Source organism: Arthrobacter sp. 001422645, assembly GCF_059816125.1.
The window spans coordinates 1-13,142 of sequence record NZ_JCBANT010000024.1 but is presented as its reverse complement, the minus strand read 5'-3'; the positions used below and the strand labels follow the sequence as shown (position 1 = coordinate 13,142).

15 protein-coding genes are annotated in these 13,142 nt (G+C 67.9%); 11 read left to right on the top strand and 4 right to left on the bottom strand.

All coding sequences use genetic code 11. The features are described from left to right. Nucleotides 1-5 precede the first annotated feature (5 nt). The 5 genes from AC6EUH_RS17810 (at nt 6) to AC6EUH_RS17790 (ending at nt 5,281) form a co-directional block, all read left to right on the top strand. Nucleotides 6-1,079, top strand: a complete 1,074-nt coding sequence (locus AC6EUH_RS17810; protein ID WP_056427068.1) for a FecCD family ABC transporter permease — start codon at nt 6-8, stop codon at nt 1,077-1,079. Beyond that, nucleotides 1,076-2,182 (top strand): FecCD family ABC transporter permease, encoded by a 1,107-nt coding sequence (locus tag AC6EUH_RS17805; RefSeq protein WP_499739449.1) that lies wholly within the window; start codon nt 1,076-1,078, stop codon nt 2,180-2,182. The genes AC6EUH_RS17810 and AC6EUH_RS17805 overlap by 4 nt, the downstream gene beginning before the upstream one ends. A gap of 1 nt (nt 2,183) precedes the next feature. After that, on the top strand, nt 2,184-3,020 hold the full coding sequence (locus AC6EUH_RS17800) for an ABC transporter ATP-binding protein (RefSeq protein ID WP_499739448.1): 837 nt from the start codon (nt 2,184-2,186) through the stop codon (nt 3,018-3,020). A gap of 65 nt (nt 3,021-3,085) precedes the next feature. Then, nucleotides 3,086-4,096: a siderophore-interacting protein gene (locus AC6EUH_RS17795; protein ID WP_235500133.1), complete on the top strand. Its 1,011-nt coding sequence runs from the start codon at nt 3,086-3,088 to the stop codon at nt 4,094-4,096. 348 nt (nt 4,097-4,444) lie between these two features. After that, nucleotides 4,445-5,281, top strand: coding sequence for an SGNH/GDSL hydrolase family protein (locus AC6EUH_RS17790; protein WP_499739447.1), 837 nt, complete (start codon nt 4,445-4,447; stop codon nt 5,279-5,281). Nucleotides 5,282-5,306: 25 nt separating this feature from the next. On the opposite strand, the gene AC6EUH_RS17785 is transcribed toward AC6EUH_RS17790, so the two are convergent. Next, complete coding sequence (locus AC6EUH_RS17785; RefSeq protein ID WP_499739446.1) at nt 5,307-5,594, bottom strand: YciI family protein; 288 nt, start codon at nt 5,592-5,594, stop codon at nt 5,307-5,309. A gap of 104 nt (nt 5,595-5,698) precedes the next feature. On the opposite strand from AC6EUH_RS17785, the gene AC6EUH_RS17780 reads away from it, so the two are divergent. The 3 genes from AC6EUH_RS17780 (at nt 5,699) to AC6EUH_RS17770 (ending at nt 8,887) form a co-directional block, all read left to right on the top strand. Next, nucleotides 5,699-6,187 carry a MarR family winged helix-turn-helix transcriptional regulator gene (locus tag AC6EUH_RS17780; RefSeq protein WP_499739445.1) on the top strand — a complete coding sequence of 163 codons (489 nt, stop codon included), beginning with the start codon at nt 5,699-5,701 and terminating at the stop codon, nt 6,185-6,187. A gap of 49 nt (nt 6,188-6,236) precedes the next feature. After that, nucleotides 6,237-8,054, top strand: a complete 1,818-nt coding sequence (gene glsA, locus AC6EUH_RS17775) for a glutaminase A (protein WP_056427087.1) — start codon at nt 6,237-6,239, stop codon at nt 8,052-8,054. 71 nt (nt 8,055-8,125) lie between these two features. Then, complete coding sequence (locus tag AC6EUH_RS17770; protein ID WP_056427090.1) at nt 8,126-8,887, top strand: SGNH/GDSL hydrolase family protein; 762 nt, start codon at nt 8,126-8,128, stop codon at nt 8,885-8,887. Here the strand turns inward: AC6EUH_RS17770 and AC6EUH_RS17765 are convergent. From AC6EUH_RS17765 to AC6EUH_RS17755, 3 genes are all read right to left on the bottom strand, one after another. Continuing rightward, nucleotides 8,884-9,642, bottom strand: coding sequence for an FAD:protein FMN transferase (locus tag AC6EUH_RS17765; RefSeq protein ID WP_499739464.1), 759 nt, complete (start codon nt 9,640-9,642; stop codon nt 8,884-8,886). The two genes, AC6EUH_RS17770 and AC6EUH_RS17765, sit on opposite strands and share 4 nt — an antisense overlap. 79 nt (nt 9,643-9,721) lie before the next feature. Further along, nucleotides 9,722-10,195, bottom strand: a complete 474-nt coding sequence (locus AC6EUH_RS17760) for an FMN-binding protein (protein ID WP_499739444.1) — start codon at nt 10,193-10,195, stop codon at nt 9,722-9,724. Beyond that, nucleotides 10,192-11,628: a ferredoxin reductase family protein gene (locus AC6EUH_RS17755; RefSeq protein WP_499739443.1), complete on the bottom strand. Its 1,437-nt coding sequence runs from the start codon at nt 11,626-11,628 to the stop codon at nt 10,192-10,194. The genes AC6EUH_RS17760 and AC6EUH_RS17755 overlap by 4 nt, the downstream gene beginning before the upstream one ends. A gap of 473 nt (nt 11,629-12,101) precedes the next feature. On the opposite strand from AC6EUH_RS17755, the gene rpmB reads away from it, so the two are divergent. From rpmB to rpsN, 3 genes are read left to right on the top strand one after another with little or no spacing between them, the layout of a single operon-like run. Continuing rightward, on the top strand, nt 12,102-12,338 hold the full coding sequence (gene rpmB, locus AC6EUH_RS17750; RefSeq protein WP_011693744.1) for a 50S ribosomal protein L28: 237 nt from the start codon (nt 12,102-12,104) through the stop codon (nt 12,336-12,338). Further along, a complete protein-coding gene (rpmG, locus tag AC6EUH_RS17745; protein ID WP_011693743.1) occupies nt 12,338-12,505 on the top strand; it encodes a 50S ribosomal protein L33 in 168 nt (55 codons plus the stop codon). The genes rpmB and rpmG overlap by 1 nt, the downstream gene beginning before the upstream one ends. A 4-nt stretch (nt 12,506-12,509) precedes the next feature. Beyond that, entirely contained in the window at nt 12,510-12,815 is a 306-nt protein-coding gene (gene rpsN / locus AC6EUH_RS17740) for a 30S ribosomal protein S14 (protein ID WP_026266887.1), read from the top strand. The last annotated feature ends 327 nt before the right edge of the window (nt 12,816-13,142 follow it).

The window sequence follows — 13,142 nt, the reverse complement described above, 5'->3', positions numbered from 1 at the left end:
CCTCCATGAGCCCACTTACGACGACGGCGGCCCCCGCAGCCGCCAGACCTGCACCGGAGACCCACATCGCTGGGATCTTCCCCGCCCGGGGGCCCCGTGCAGTCTGGCTGCTGGCCGCCGTCGTCGTGCTTGCGCTCGTGACCGCGGCGTCGCTCGCCATCGGCGCCCGGGGCCTTGCCCTGGAAACCGTCTGGCAGGCGCTGACGCACTTCGATCCCGCCAACGGTGACCACGCCGTGGTCCACGCCCGCATCCCGCGCACCGTCCTGGGCTTGCTTGCCGGCGGCGCCCTGGGGCTGGCCGGCGCGGCCATGCAGGGCGTTGCCCGCAATCCCCTCGCGGACCCGGGCATTATCGGCATCAACGCCGGCGCCGCGCTGGCAGTGGTCACCGGGATCTACGTCTTCGGCGTGGCCTCGCTGGGCGGCTACATCTGGTTCGCGTTCCTCGGGGCCGCGGCCGCTGCCGTGCTGGTCTATCTGGTCGCGTCGCTCGGCCGGGACGGTGCGACGCCGGTGAAACTCGCCCTCGCGGGCGCGGCCCTGAGTGCGGGGCTCTTTTCGCTCATGAATGTCATCCTGGTGTCCAGCCGGGACACCCTGGAACGGTTCCGGTTCTGGCAGGTCGGCGGGATCGCCGGCCGCGACTGGTCCGTGATCCTCCCGGCCCTGCCGTTCCTCCTGCTGGGAGCCGCGATTGTGCTCGCCGCGGGCCGGGTCCTCAATAACCTCGCCCTTGGCGACGACATCGCGCGCGGGCTGGGCCAGCGGGTGGGGCTGGTCCGCGGCGTTACCGCCCTGGGCATCGTCCTGCTCTGCGGATCAGCCACGGCCCTCGCCGGCCCGATCGGCTTCGTGGGCCTCATCATCCCGCACGCCGTCCGCTTCCTCACGGGCCCCGACTACCGCTGGATCCTGCCCTTCTCGCTGGTCCTCGCGCCGGCCCTGCTGCTGGCCGCCGACGTGGCCGGCCGCGTCATCCTGCTTCCGGGTGAAGTCCCGGCCGGGATCATGACCGCGCTCATCGGTGCCCCGGTGTTCGTCTGGCTGGTCCGGCGCGGCAAGGGGGCCGGGCTATGACACTCGCCGAAACCAAAACCCCCGTTGACCTCTCACTTACCGTCGCCAAAACGGCGGCTGAGCGACCAAGACTGATAGTGCAACACCGGCGGACGGGCGCGCTGGCCCTGGCGGTCGTGGCGCTCTTCGCCGCGTGCGTGCTCCTGGGCAGCTACACCGTCACCATCCCCGACTTCTTCCGGATCCTGGGCGCACACCTCACCGGCGGGGAGAAGATCCCCGGCGCCAGCTTCATTGTGATGGAGCACAAGCTGCCGCGCGCCGTCGTGGGAACCCTGATCGGCGCCGCGTTCGGGCTGTCCGGGGCGCTGTTTCAGACCATGCTCCGCAATCCCCTCGCCAGCCCGGACGTGATCGGCATCAGCTACGGGGCCAGCGCGGCGGCGGTGACGGCGATCGTCGTCTTCGGCGCCACCGGGGCCGCGGTTTCGGGCGCCGCCTTCGCGGGCGCGCTGGGCGTGGCCACCCTCATCTACGCCATCTCCCGCAGTGGATCGCTCGGTTCCGGCGGACACCGGGGCGATGCCGCCGGCAGCCGGCTGATCCTGGCCGGCGTGGGCATCGCCGCGGCTCTCCATGCCGTGGTCAGCTTCCTGCTGACCAGAACGGATATCCGCACCGCCGCCGACGTCCTGGTGTGGCTCAACGGTTCGCTCAACTCCGCGAACTGGGACCGGGCCGGGGTTCTCGGCCTCGCACTGCTGGTGCTGATTCCCGCCGTCGCGCTGCTCGCCGGACCGCTGCGCATCCTCGAACTCGGCGACGACACCGCCGCGGGCCTCGGCGTCAGGGTGGGTGCGGCCCGGCTGGCGATCGTGATCACCGCCGTCGGCCTCGCCGCAGCCGCGACGGCGGCAGCCGGGCCTGTGGCGTTCGTCGCCTTCCTCGCCGGGCCGATCGCGCGCCGCGTCGTGGGCAAGGCCAGCCTGCCGGCGTCGGCCCTGACCGGCGTGCTGATCGTCCTGGCCGCCGACTACGTCGCGGCCAACATCGCACCGCTCGTGCTGGACGGAACGGTGCTTCCGGTCGGTGTCATCACGGGTGCTCTTGGTGCCCCGTTCCTGCTCTGGCTGCTCGTCACTTCCAATCGAAAGGACGCCTGAGATGGCAACCCTTCAGACCTCCGGCCTGACGCTGAAATACGATCAGCGGGTGGTGATCGAGGACCTCAGCGCGGATATCCCCGAGGGCAAGGTGACCATGATTGTCGGCGCCAACGCCTGCGGCAAATCCACCCTGCTCCGGGGCCTGGCCCGGCTGCTCAAGCCCGCGGCCGGCACCGTCACCCTGGACGGCCGGGACATCCACAGCCGTCCGGCCCGCGAGGTGGCCCGCACCTTGGGCCTGCTTCCGCAGCATCCCACGGCGCCGGATGGCATCACCGTCCGGGATCTCGTGTGCCGCGGCCGCTACCCGCACCAAGGATTCTTCCGGTCCCGGCCGGCAGGCGGCTCGAGGGAGGACGAGCGTGCCGTACAGCAGGCCATGGCTGCCACCGACACGCTGGAACTCGCCGCGCGGAACGTCGACGAACTCTCCGGCGGGCAGCGGCAGCGGGTGTGGATCGCGATGGCCCTGGCCCAGGAAACCGGTGTGCTGCTGCTGGATGAGCCCACCACGTACCTGGACCTCACCCATCAGGTGGAGGTCCTGGACCTCATCACGGACCTCAACCGGCAGCGCGGCACCACCGTGGCAATCGTGCTGCACGACCTCAACCTCGCCGCGAGGTACGCGGACCACATCATCGCCATGAAAGACGGACAAATCGTGGCGGAGGGAACCTCCCGGACCGTGGTTACCGAGGAACTGGTCCGCGACGTGTTCGGTCTGGCGTCCCGGGTGCTCCCCGACCCGGTGTCCGGCGCACCCCTGATCATCCCGCTGGGCCGCCACCACTCCCAATCCACGCACACCACAACCCTGGAGCTGGTCCCATGACTGCCAAAGAACCCACCACGGAACGCGCCCCGGCGGCTCTCCGGACCCCGCTCGCCACCGAACCCATGACCCTGGCGTTCGACGTCCAGGTCACGGCGGTCCAGCAGCTCGGCCCCAACTTCCGGCGCGTCACGCTGGGCGGCTATTCGCTGCGGAACTTCGGCGTCCACGGCAGCACCCTGGACCTGCGCATCAAACTCATGATCCCCTCGCTGGCCCCGGACGGCACCGCGCTGCCGTTGCCGGAGTTCCGGATGGAGGAGACCGGCTGGTACCGCGAATGGCTGGCCATGGATCCGCAGACCCGGGGCTCCATGCGCACCTACACCGTGCGCCAGGAACGCCTTGATGCCGTCTACCCGGAACTCGACGTCGACTTCGTTTTGCACTTTGACGACGCCGGCCACGGCGGGCCGGCAGCCAACTGGGCCCTCAACGCCAAGCCGGGGGACACCCTGACCCTGATCGGACCCAACAACCGGGCCGCGCACTGCGTCACGGCCGGAACCTACTCCGGGATCGAGTGGCGTCCGGGGCTGGCCCAGCGGGTCCTGCTGGCCGGAGATGAGACGGCCGTTCCTGCCATCAGCGCCATTCTTGAGAGCCTGCCGCCGTACGTCAGCGGCCACGCCATCCTGGAGGTCCCGGAAGCCGGCGACTTCCAAGGCATCACAACAGCCGCCGACGTCGAGATCACCTGGCTGGCGCGCGGCGCGGCGATCGGCCGGTCGCGTCCGCACGGCGAACTGTTGCAGGAAGCGGTCCGCGCCGCCGTCACGCTCCCCGGCTGGGTGGGGCTCCGCTCAGCCCCCGAGCCGGCCGCCGGGCCCGAACCCGAGGACGTCAACGTGGACCGCGACATCCTGTGGGAGACCCCCGCCCGGATGGATGCCGCGGCGATCAGCGCCAGCAGGAATCCGGACAAGCCTGCAGGGGCCATGCCGTTCTACGCCTGGATCGCCGGTGAAGCTGGGGTCGTCAAGGAGATGCGCCGGTACCTTGTGCGGGACGTGGGGATCGACCGGAAGCAGGTGGCGTTTATGGGGTACTGGCGGCAGGGGAAGGCCGAGTTGTAAGCGACCCTCCCGCAGTTGTTGCTCCTATTGTTCCAACGCTCCCGCAGTTCCTGCCGGGCTTTCGGCCGCAACCGCTGCTTTGCCGTCGCTTAGCGGTCGGCCGCTTCCCAAACTTCGCAAGCTCAGTTCGGGCCCCTCGCGGCCTTCCTTCCTCCTGCGGCCGCCGGCGGCCTTAGTCGGCGATGCGCTCCTCTGCAAAGCACCGGCAGCGGCCTTGTGGTCTTCTCACCTTTCGTCCGCCGGCCGCACCTTCACCGGCGCCCCTCGCCGGCGGGGCCTGTCTTCTGCTCACCTGGCGTGCCCCGCTTGTTAACCCCGACGTCGTCCGGGCTGGCTAGCGTGGGCGGCATGGCTGAGAACCTTCTTGCCCCGGGCGCTCGTGGCCGGCGCGTCTATGTGGCCCTGGGGGATTCCTTCACCGAGGGGGTGGGGGACTACAGTGCCCGGCTGCCGAACGGGGTGCGCGGCTGGGCGGACCGGGTGGCGGAGCAACTGGCCAAGGCGGACCCGGGGTGGGAGTACGCCAATCTCGCCATCCGGAGCAAGAGGCTGCGGCACATCATCGCCGAACAGCTGGAACCCGCGCTGGCCATGGAGCCAACCCTGGTCACCCTGTACGCGGGCGGGAACGACATCCTGGATATCGGGGCCGACATCCACGCCCTGATGAAGGACTACGAGGTCCTTGTGGCCCGGCTGGCCGCCACCGGAGCCACGGTGGTGCTCTTCACCGGTTTCGACGTCCGGGTCTCGGCGCTGCTGGAACCGCTCAAGAGGCGGAACGCCTATTACAACCAGCGGGTGCGCGAGGTAGCCGCGAGGTACGAGGCTGTGCTGGTGGACTACTGGTGTTTCGACGCGTTCTACGATCCGCGGATGTGGGATTCGGACCGTCTGCACATGTCCAAGGCGGGGCATAAGTATCTCGCGGGCCAGGTCCTGGACCAGCTGGGGGTTCCGCACAAGATCAAGCCGAAGGAGTGGGAGCCGCCGTCGAAGAGCGGACTCCGGGACTGGGAACGCCGGCAGCGCCGCTGGGTCCACGACTGGGTCCTGCCGCTCTTCGGGCGCAAGCTTCGCGGCGTCACGCTGGGAGACGAACTCAGCCCGCGATGGCCGGAACCGGTGAGGGTCCCGCCGAAGGCCGGACTGAAGAAGCTGGCCGCCAAGGTCCCTGCAGGCTGAACGGCCAAACAGGCCTGCAGGCAGCTCAGCTGTCCAGCAGGTTCTCGTAGCCCGGGGCCACCCGGCTCGCGTGGAACTCCTCGACGTCGAACTCGGCCACGCCGTTGACATAGAACGGATCCTTGGCCAGGGAAGCATCCAGGGCATCGCGGTCAGCGGTGGAGAGCAGGAGCGCCCCGGTGCGCGGGATTTTCCGCCCCGCGACCAAGAAGATCCCCTGGTCGAAGGCCTCCTGCAGCCACGTGACGTGGGCCGGGAGATGGAAGTCAACGATCTCTTCGGGGACCTTGTAGGTCAGGGAGACTACATACATAGGGCCAGCCTAGCGCCTGCGCGCACCACCGCGGCGGGCAATTCCCCTGTCACGGATTCCCGTGAAGTTGAACCGTCAAGCTTCAATGCTCCTAGACTGTATCCATGACTGAACCGCGCTGGCTGAACGCCGACGAACGCCGGGCCTGGCTGGCCCAGGTGAGCATCAACACCCTCCTGCCGGCGGCATTGGACACCCAACTGCACCACGCGCGCAAGCTCTCCCTCTTCGACTACAACGTCCTGGCGATGCTCTCCGAGGCAGACGGCCGTTTCCTGCCGATGAGCGAACTGGCCGCGCGCACCAGCGCCTCCCTGTCCCGGCTCTCGCACGTGGTCACCAAACTGCAGACCCGCGGCTGGGTGGAGCGCCGCCCGCACCCGGGGGACGCCCGGGTGACGACGGCGCACCTCACCGACGCCGGGATGGAAACCATCGTGGAGCTCGCCCCCGCCCACGTTGAGGCTGTCCGCTCGCTGTTCCTCGACGCCCTGAGCGATGAGGACGTTGCCGACCTCGCCCGGATCGGCGAGAAGATCGTGGGCCGCCTGGACAAGGACCACTGGATCCTGCGGGACGGCAAGCCGGTCTAGGGTCCGCCGCAGCGACGGCCCCGCGACGGCGTCGCTTAGTGTTGGCCTTATGGAATCGCCGATCTACAGCTACCTGCGCCGGGTCCACGCCGAAATCGCCCAGCTCAAGGACGGTTCGCCGTACAACACCATTCCGGCCATGGCCAATGTGGACCCCAACAACTTCGGCATCGCCCTCGCCACCGTGGACGGCACGGTGTACGAGATCGGGGACACCCGCGAGGAATTCACCATCCAGTCCATCTCCAAGCCCTTCACCTATGGGCTGGCCCTCGAGGACCTCGGCAGCGAGGCCGTGGACGCCAAAGTGGATGTGGAACCGTCGGGGGACTCCTTCAACGAGATCTCCCTGGCCGAAGGAACGGGCCGGCCCGCCAATGCGATGATCAACGCCGGCGCCCTCACAGCCACCTCGCTGATCACCGGGTCCGGCGGGCAGTCCGGTTTCAAACGGATCCTCAGCACATACTCCGCCTTCGCCGGCCGTCAGCTCTCGGTCAGCGAGAAGGTCTTCGAATCCGAGCTCAAGCACGGTCACCGCAACACGGCGCTGGCGTACCTGCTGCGCTCGTTCAACATCATTGAGGATGACCCGACGCCGGTCCTGGAGGACTATTTCCGCCAGTGCTCCGTCCTGGTGAACTGCTTCGACCTTTCCATCATGGCCGCGACCCTCGCCAACGGCGGCCGGAATCCGCTCAGCGGCAAACAGGTGCTGGGCATCGGCCCGGTGGAACGCGTCCTGTCCGTCATGATGACCTCCGGCATGTACGACGACGCCGGAGCGTGGATCAGCAGCGTGGGCATGCCGGGAAAGAGCGGGGTGGCCGGCGGGATCATCGCCGTGCTGCCCGGCCAGGTGGGCCTCGCGGTCTATTCACCGCCGCTGGATGAGCACGGCAGCAGCGTCCGCGGCCTCGCCACCGCCCAGCGCCTTTCCCGGGACATGGAACTGCACTTCGTCCGCGCTGCCCGGACCGGCCGGTCCGCAATCCTTGCCGCTTACGACGTCACCGAGACGCCCTCGGGCATCCGCCGCAATGACGAGGCCGCCGACGTCCTCCGCTCGCACGGCCACCGCGCCCGCGTGATCGAGCTCAACGGCGACCTCCTCTTCGCCGGAACCGAGTCCATGGTCCGGGAACTCAGCAGCCTTGAGGACGACGTCGAGCTGGTGGTCCTGGACCTGCGCCGCACCGACCAGGTCAGCGAGGTGGCCCTGCGCATGCTGGAAGCGTCACGGGACGGACTCGCCGGCGCCGGCCGGGAGCTCGTGCTCATCGAGGCCCATGGGTCCGTGTCGGAGGCCCTCGGGAAGTCCGCGCAGCAGCCGGTGGCGTCCTTCGCGAGCCGGAACGCCGCCGTCGAATATTGCGAGAACCGCCTGCTGGAACGCTACGGGAACCGGCTGTTGCTGCCGGACCACGTGCCGGTCACCGCGTCGCCGGCCCTGGCGCCGCTGGACGAAGCGGATGCCGCGGCGCTGGAAGCCCTCATGACCCCAAAATCGTTCGACGACGGCGACGTCATCCGCCGTGTCGGGCTGCGGTTCGGCGGGGTCTACTTCATCACCTCCGGCAAGGTCAGCAGCACCTCCCCGGGACCCAGCGCAGAACGGGTCCAGCTCAATACCCTCAGCGCCGGCATGACGTTCGGCGAACTGGCGCTGGGAAGCGGCAGCAGGCAGGAGACCACGGTCCGGGCCATGGGGCCGGTGGAACTCATGGTGCTCAGCGCGGAGGCCATTTCCGAGCTGGAAAGCGCCGACCCGCGCCTGGCCATCGCCCTCTGGAAGGCCCTGACCCGGGACGCCTACACCCGGGTGGAGCAGTACCTGCGCGAGTCGGCGGTCCGGATCCGCGAGTAGCGGCCGCCGGCTTCACACGTTGTTTGCGCCCCACTTTGTTTGCTTGGGGCAACGGCTGGCAGACTGGGACTATGGATTTCACGTCCCGCTATGTAGCCCTTGGCGATTCCTTTACGGAAGGCGTCGGCGACGACGACCCCACCCGCCCCAATGGTGTCCGGGGCTGGGCGGACCGGGTGGCCGAGCAGCTCGGCGCCGCCGATCCGGGCTTCGGGTATGCGAACCTCGCCATCCGCGGCCGGAAGGTCCGCCAGATCATGGCCGAACAGGTCGATGCCGCCGTCGCCCTCAACCCCACCCTGGTGAGCATCTACGCCGGGGCCAACGATATCCTCCGGCCCAAGGTGGATATCGACGACCTCCTGGTGGACTATGACGCCGGCATCCGCAAGCTCAAAGCCACCGGCGCGACCATTGTGATGTTCACCGGCTTTGATTCCCGTGGCTCGAAGATCTTTGGCACGACGCGCGGCCGGACCGCCATCTACAACGAACTGGTCCGCGGCATCGCCGGCGATCACGGCGCCCTCTTGGTGGACTACTGGCGTTTCAGCGAGTACTACGACTGGGGCATGTGGGCCACCGACCGGATGCACATGTCCGCCGCCGGCCACGCGAACATGGCCAAGCGCGTCCTCACCGTCCTGGAGCACGACCACTCGATCGACGTTCCGCCCATGACCCCGGTTCCGGAACTCAGCCGGGCCGAGGCACTCCGCGCCAACGCCCGCTGGGTCCGGGAATTCGCCGGACCGTGGGTGGTCCGCCGGGTCACGGGGAAGTCCTCAGGCGACGGTCTGGCACCGCGCTACCCCCGGCTCACGCACCTCTAAGCACGGAACCCCGGCGTCGCGAGCAGCTCCCCGCTGCCGAGGACGGCAAGCACCTCGACGTCCCAGCTGTCCGTGGCCCAGTTCAGCATCGGCCGTCCGCCGGCGACGATGGCCGTTGCCAGCACGTCCGCCGTGACAATGTCCGCGGCCGCCACCGACGCCTGGCGGAATTCGGAGCGGCGGAATTCCGTACGGCCCACTCCGGCCCGCCAAATGTGGTTTCCGCGTTCAGCCGTTCCGGACGTCGCCAGCGCGGCGAAGCGGCCCGCGGCGCCCAGGGGGAAGCCCGAGAGGAGCGCCCCTCGATCCAGCGGATCCACGACGCCCGCCAGCCACGGGGACCCGGCCCCCGGTGCCGGCGAGCCGCTCACCAGCACATCGCCGCCGGCGTTCAGGCACCAGTCCTCGACGCCGGCCGCCTGCAGGGCCGTAGCCGCCTGGTCGATCGCATAGCCCTTGATGATTCCCGAGAGGTCCAGCACGCCGTCGGGCCGTTCAGGGGTGAAGAAGCCGTCCGTCAGCAGCCGCCACCCCGTGGCGTCCGCAAAACGGGCGCGGAATGCCGCCGAGGCGTCCCGGAGCGTGACCTCCCCCCGGGCGAGCCGGCTCGCTTCGGAATCAGGACGGTAAAGGCTGAACATCTCGTCCAGGCCGGCAAACACGCGTTCGACGGCGGCCGCGGCACCGTCCAGCACGCGTCCGGTGTCCTGCGGCGCAGCGCCGGCCGGCAGGGCGAGGCTGATCACGGTTCCCATGCACTGGAAGGTCCTGCTTTTCAGGGCGGGACCGTTCGGGTTGGTGGCGCTTTGCGCCGGATGTTCGGCGGGCAAGGGCCTAAAGGTTGGCTGCATCGAGGGCTCCCTGAAGTGAACTTAGATAGGCGTCGCTGGTGACGGTGGCGCCGCTGATCGTCTGCACCTGGGCGGACTGTGCCTTGATCACCTCGTCACGGAGCAGGGGCGCCGCCCGGTTGCTGATTTGCACGGATTTGCGGTCGTCGTCGGTCAACTGCAGCGCGGTGACATCCGTGATTGCCCCCGCGTTCACGGTGATCTGCACCTGAACGGTGCCGAAGCGGGTCTGCACCGCACTGCCGGCAAAGGTTCCGGTGGCCGTCGTCGCCGCCCCGGCACTGCCTCCGCTACTTCCCGGGGCGCCTCCGCTGATCCCGCTCGCGCCGGACGACGTGGCGGTTGACGCGGCCGCCGCCGCGCTTCCCGTGTCCGCGACGTGCGCTCCTGACTGCCAGCCAGCCAGAAGAATCCCGGCGGATGCCAAGGCTGCAGAAACCGCTGCCCGTATTCTCACCAGTCGAACCTTTCGTAGTGGAGTTGTTCGTCGCGGACACCGGCTGCGCGGGCCGCCCTGATCGCGCTGCGCGCCCAGGCATCGGGACCGCAGATATACACGTCGGCGTCGGCGATGTCCGGGTCGTAGCTGGCCAGCCGGTGCCCCGAATCAACCGCCGACTCAGGAAGCCAGCTCTGTTCGCCGGCGGACCGGGGGCCTGTGAGGTGGAAGAGAGTGGCGCCGCGGCGGCGGCAAAGTTCCAGGATTTCGTCACCCAGGTAGAGTTCTGACTCACTGTGGCCGCGGAGCATCACCGTTGCGTTGCCCGGGTCGAAGGGCGTGCCCTCCAGCAGGGCGCGGATCGGGGTGATTCCGATGCCCGCGCCAATCAGCACGACGCGGTTCCGGCTGCGGGCCGCTGTGCTGAAGAGCCCGTAGGGCCCCTCGACGGCCACCCGGGTCCCGGGTTTCAGCCCCGCAAGCTGTGCCGACCCCCGGCCGAGATTGCGCACGGTAATCCGCAGTCGGCCCCGGCCCGCGGAGTCGAACAGCACGGGCTCTGCGGAGAGGCTGAACGGGTGCGGATGCCACCACATGCGCGGGGCCAGGAACCTCCAGATGAAAAACCGGCCGCCGTTCCCGGCCAATTCGTCGACGTGGCGGCCGGTCAGTTCAACACTGACAACGCCGGGAGCCTCCATGACGACGCGGCTCACCCTTAGCTGGTGCCGGACACTGGCCACCAGCGGCTCCAGTAAGCGGTAGTGGGCCAGGGCGGCGCCGGTGATCACGCAGATGGCCAGCCAGTACCAGCGCTGCCAGGTGCCCTCGGCGAAGAGACCGCCGACGCTGAACTGATGCGGGATCGCGGTCAGCACCGCCGCATAGGTCAGCAGATGGACGACGTACCAGAACTCGTACGGGAGCCGGCGCCGGACCGTCACGACAGAGGTGACCACCACGGCTGTAAACAACACGATGGATACGATGGCGAGCCACATGTCCGGAACCAGGACCCAGAGTGCCACGAGCTCACTGACCGGATCGAGCCCTTCGGCCAGCCCATACCCGATCGCGATCAGGATTCCGTGCGCGAGCAGCAGGTAAAGCGACGGTTTGCCGAGCCGCCGGTGAAATTCGAGGGCGCGGTCATGCCCGACAGCGCCGTCGATCAACGGAATACGTGCCACCAACAGCAGCATCAGGAGCACAAGATCCATCCCGACGAGGCCAGCGACGATACCCAATGCCGTGAAGGAGCCGGCGAGGGTCGAGAAACCGCCGGCGCCGCCGTCGGCCAGCCACAGCGCCACGGCAAGGGCCACCGAAGCGCAGGCGGCTACAGTCAGCAGATCTTCACGCAGCAAGCGGCTCCGGGCCCGGCCACGGAACCGCTCTACGGGAGTCCGGATCGTCGCGGCCGGCACGGCCTGCTGGGGTGAGGAATTCATGGTTCCACGGTCCGCCCGTGGCCTATCAATTGGCTGTGAATGCGCTGGGGTGCCGATGTGACTTTCGGCCCGATCGGCAGGAGGCCCTTATACACCTCCGAATACCGGATTGGCCTTTAATTCGTCAAGCTCGTAGACTTGGTAGGCGCTAGGTGGCGCGGAGCGTGTGCAATTGCTCCGGTTGGCGGGATCTGTCTGCAATGTCGACAGTCCTGATGGCCGGTAGTTAGGGGCTCAAGTTGCGTGCACTCCTGTATTCGCCCAGCATCCCGGCACTTCGCAGCGGCTTTCCGAAAGGTTCCGCCGCCCGGTCGCCGTGGCCCGCAAACTTCGCCGCAGTGTTGAATGTAGCCGGTTTTCCCCGTCTGCCTGAACACCGCGGAACTACGTGCGGGCGCTGGATGCGGACGCCGCCTGTCGCAAGGTTACGCGGGAACTCCGCAACCGTTTCATTTATTTTGAGGAGAGTCGTCATGGCAGCACACTGCCAGGTGACCGGAGCCGAGCCGGGCTTTGGACACAGCATTTCGCACTCGCACCGACGCAACAAGCGTCGGTTCGACCCGAACATCCAGAAGAAGCGCTACTGGGTTCCGTCCCTGCGCCGTAATGTCACCCTGCAGGTCTCTGCACGTGGCATCAAGACCATCGACGTGCGTGGCATCGACGTAGTCGTAGCCGCCATCCTGGCACGAGGAGTGAAGCTCTAATGGCTAAGGACAAGGACGTACGTCCGATCATCAAGCTCAAGTCGACCGCGGGCACGGGTTACACCTACGTGACGCGCAAGAACCGTCGTAACGACCCGGACCGTATGGTTCTGAAGAAGTACGACCCCCGCATCCGCAAGCACGTCGAATTCCGAGAGGAGCGCTAAACACATGGCTAAGAAGTCAATGATCGCTAAGAACGAACAGCGTAAAGTCATCGTCGAGCGTTACGCTGCAAAGCGCCTCGAACTGAAGAAGGCTCTGGTTGACCCCAACTCGACCGACGAAGTTCGCGAAGCCGCTCGCCTCGGCCTGCAGAAGCTGCCCCGCAACGCCTCACCGGTACGTCTGCGTAACCGCGACATCATCGATGGCCGCCCGCGCGGTACCTTCCAGAAGTTCGGCATCTCCCGTGTTCGCTTCCGCGACATGGCTCACCGCGGTGAGCTCCCGGGCATCACGAAGTCTTCCTGGTAATTCAGTACCCCTGAATCCAGTGGCTTGAAAAGGGCCGGCGCCTAGTGGCGCCGGCCCTTTTGCGTTTAAGGCCCGACGCCGGGCAACAGCGGTGCTGAGAGCGGTAGCTGCTTCGCGGGCAGGGGTGAGTGACGCACCGCACAAGGCCGGATTTCGCCGGTTCGCCCGGAGGAGGCCGGCTTGGGGGCTTGTTTTCCGTGTGGTGGCGGGGTTTTTGGGGTGTGGGGCTGGTGGTGGGGGTGGATTTGTGTGGGGGCTGTGTCGCGTGTACAGTTATTCGAGTCGCCGCCGCTGATGCGGAAAGATTGCGACCGACCCCCTGATAAA